This is a genomic window from Paenibacillus sp. 01L418, assembly GCF_056400045.1.
In genome coordinates, this window is the sequence record NZ_JBFTSN010000553.1 from 1 (window position 1) to 3654 (window position 3654).

At 48.2% G+C, this 3654-nt stretch carries 2 protein-coding genes; both read left to right on the forward strand.

All coding sequences use genetic code 11. The annotated features are described in order from the left end of the window. Window positions 1-1225 (forward strand): DALR anticodon-binding domain-containing protein (locus tag AC1DSE_RS32490; protein ID WP_477528855.1); only part of this gene is annotated, 1225 nt, incomplete at its 5' end. Window positions 1226-1320: 95 nt separating this feature from the next. Next, window positions 1321-3597 carry a heavy metal translocating P-type ATPase gene (locus AC1DSE_RS32495; protein WP_477528856.1) on the forward strand — a complete coding sequence of 759 codons (2277 nt, stop codon included), beginning with the start codon at window positions 1321-1323 and terminating at the stop codon, window positions 3595-3597. Window positions 3598-3654 lie beyond the last annotated feature (57 nt).

The following is a 3654-nucleotide window of genomic DNA, read 5'->3' on the forward strand; positions in this document are numbered from 1 at the left end:
GGTTCTTGCAGAGCTGGAAGAAGGGCATTCGAATGTAGCATGGATGGGCTTGTTGGTAGCAGAAAGAATTGTACGCGAGCATGTCGAGGAAATGAAGCAGTTTGGCATCACGTATGATGTTCTGGTGTGGGAAAGCAATATTGTGCGTGAAGGCTTCTGGGCTCGCGCGTTTGAACTGCTGCAGTCAACGGGAATATTCCGCAAGGAAACAGAAGGGAAGCTGAAGGGCTGTTATGTGCTGAAGCATTCTGATGAAAACGGAGAACAAGAGGAACAATCGGATTTCCACGCAGATAAAGTGCTCGTTCGCTCAAACGGAATTTTGACTTATACGGCCAAGGATATTGCTTACCATCTGTGGAAGTTTGGATTGCTCGATAACGATTTCCGTTACCAGAAGTTTTCTGATGGTCTGTGGTCAACGCATACGAGTGGTGTAAGGAAAAAAATCGGTCATGCGGATATGGTCATAAATGTAATTGATCAGCGCCAAGAGTATCCGCAGGCTATGGTTAAACAAGCATTGCTCGCTTTGGGTTTTCAGGAGCAAGCAGAGCAGTTAAAGCATGTCAGTTATGGTGTTGTTGCATTAAGCCCTAATACCGCAAATGGTTTAGGTATCGATACGTCAGACGGCAAGCATGCGTATGCGATGTCAGGCAGGCAAGGAATCGGCATAAAAATAGCGGATTTCTTAGTAAGAATGGAACAAATCATAGACGCAAAAAGATCCCGTAAAGGCGGCTTGGCAAGCCGTACAATAGCAGCAGCATCGATTCGTTATTACTTGCTTCGTTTTCATTTGCAAACAGAGGTTGTGTTTGATCTTGATCAAGCAACCGAAATATCCGGCAATACAGGTGTTTATCTGATGTATACGTGTGCTCGCTCCAGCAGTATTTTGAAGAGAGCAGGCGACACTGAGTTTAACCCACAAGCTCTAGCTGAGATTAGCGATCTTGAGAATCAAGAGCATTCATTGCTGAGACATTTAGCTTATTGGCCAGAAACGCTAGAAGCTGCCGCTTTGGAGCTGTCTCCTAATCAGCTTTGTACGTATGTATATGAGCTTTCCGCATTGTTTAACCATTTCTACGCAACATGTCCTATTTTGAAGGTTGAAGGCTCAGCGAAAAGCTTGCGTATTTGGCTCACCGAGCGTTATAAGCAAACGATGCAGGATGCACTTCACATACTGGGACTTCCTGCGCCAAATAGAATGTAAACAGATGTTCCAATCATGCAATTGGCTTGCCCGTCATATAGTTTAACGCAGAGGTACAGGCATTAACAGCGATGAACGAAGGGCGGGTGCTGCAAATGGAGCAGGTACATGATAATCAGGTAGAGGATAGCGACCTTACGATAGATTTTGCGGTTCAGGGCATGAGCTGCTCAGCTTGTGCGGCAAGAATAGAGAAAGCAGTCAGCAAAATGGATGGTGTTCAAATGGCTGCCGTCAGCTTTCCGCTTCGAACCGCTTGGGTGCAGTTTAAGCCTGAGCGGCTCGGAGCGAAACAAATTGCTGAGCGTGTCAAGCAATTAGGTTTTGAAGCGATGCTTAATGAGACAGCTAAAGAAGGCTTGCACAAGGAGCATCGTATATTGAAGCTGCGACTCATAGCTTCAGCGGTACTTACGGTACCGTTATTAACTGGAATGATGCAGCATCTGCCGTTTTTAAGGCCGATGCTTGATTATTTGCCTGCTTGGCTCACTATTCCATGGCTGCAGCTCATACTTGCCACGATTATTCAATTCGCTATAGGCTTGCCTTTTTATTTCGGCGCATATCATGCGGTACGCGAGCGAAGCGCCAATATGGATGTGCTTGTTGTTATTGGAACGACAGCCGCCTATCTGTACAGCCATTATGTCGTATTTCAGAACGGCTTGTTTCGGCCGATCTCAGAGGTGGCTGCTCATGCACCGCCATTGTATTTTGAAACTTCTGCTGTTGTAATCACAGCTGTCCTGCTGGGTAAATACATTGAAGTTTCCGCCTCGCTGCGGGCGCAGCGCGGATCAGACGGCTTCGGCAAACTGCAAAGTCAGACGGCGGCGGTTGAACGGGCAGGTGAAGTGATACATATTCAGACCGAATTTGTTAGAGCGGGCGATATTGTCATCGTACAGGCTGGAGAAACGATTCCGGTCGATGGCATTGTATGCGGCGGTCACTCCGCAACCAACGAATCATTGCTAACAGGCGAGAGTCTGCCGATTGCAAAGCGGGAAGGAGATCAAGTGTGGGCGGGAACTTGGAATGAAAGCTCGCAGCTTCGCATTCGTACGAAGGCGGCAGGCCATGATACGATGCTTAACCGCATACAGGAGCTTGTTCGTCAAGCACAACGGTCGAAATCAGCCATTCAGCGAAATGTAGATGCGGCTGCAAGCTGGTTTGTTCCTGTTATGCTTCTCTTCGCCGTTGCAACGATTTTCATGTGGGGATTATTTCTTGAGCCGGGGAATTGGAGCCGAGCATTCATATGCGGCATTGCTGTTTTATTAGCAGCCTGTCCATGCGCGCTTGGTCTAGCCGCACCGATTTCACTTGTCATCGCAGCCAGCAGACTTGCGAAGCAAGGCATTATTACGAAGGAAGCGGGCGCGCTTGAACGTTTGGCAAGCATTCAAACGATCATTTTTGATAAAACAGGAACATTAACGGAAGGCAAGCCTCATATAAGTGCTTCACTAGCTATTAAAGGAAGCCGCAATGCTTTGCTGAGATTGGCGGCAGCCGCTGAAGCGGACTCCACACATCCGCTTTCAAGAGCAATTGAGAAGGAGGCGGTCAGACTAGGGCTTATTATTCCAGCTTCCAGTCATCATGTCTTCACACCAGGCGGAGGAGTTGAAGCGATAATTGAGGAGCAGCGCTTCGCTATCGGGAACGCTCGGTTTGCAGCAGAACGCCAATTGACTATGAGCGTCGATATCATTGCATTCGCAAGGCAGCGTGAGGATTTGGGTGAAACCGTGCTATATGCAGCAATAGACGATCAGATTGCTGGTGCAATCGCATTTAGCGATAAGATAAAGGAAAACGCGAGAGAGACAGTGAAAGAGCTTAGAAATTTAGGGGTTTCCGCTGTTCTAGCTACTGGAGATCACAAGGCGCCGGCATTTGCTGCTGCAAAAGCGGTTGGCATTACAAGCATACATGCTTCCATGCTCCCCGAAGGCAAATTGGCGCTGGTGGAGCAGTTAAAGCGTCGCGGTAAACGAGTCGCAATGGCAGGGGATGGATGGAATGATGCACCGGCATTAGCCGCAGCCGATGTAGGCTTAGCAATGGGTGAAGGAACCGATGCAGCGCTTAGCGCAGGCCATATGACGCTGCTTTTCTCTCGTCTGCACGCCATTCCAGAAGCGATTCGAATTAGCCGATTAACGATTCGAAATGTGCGTCAAAATCTAACCTTTGCTTTCCTATACAATGTTATCGTCATCCCTTTTGCTGCTTTTGGTTTGCTTGAGCCGTGGATGGCTGGAACGGCGATGGCGCTTAGCTCTGTTTCTGTTGTAAGCAATGCGCTTCGGCTTTCGGGTCAGCTGCAAAGCAAGAGCCGGGTTGGTGCAAGCAGATGACGCTGACTTGGCAGCTGATTGGATTCATTATTTTAACAGGCTTATTCAGTGCACCTC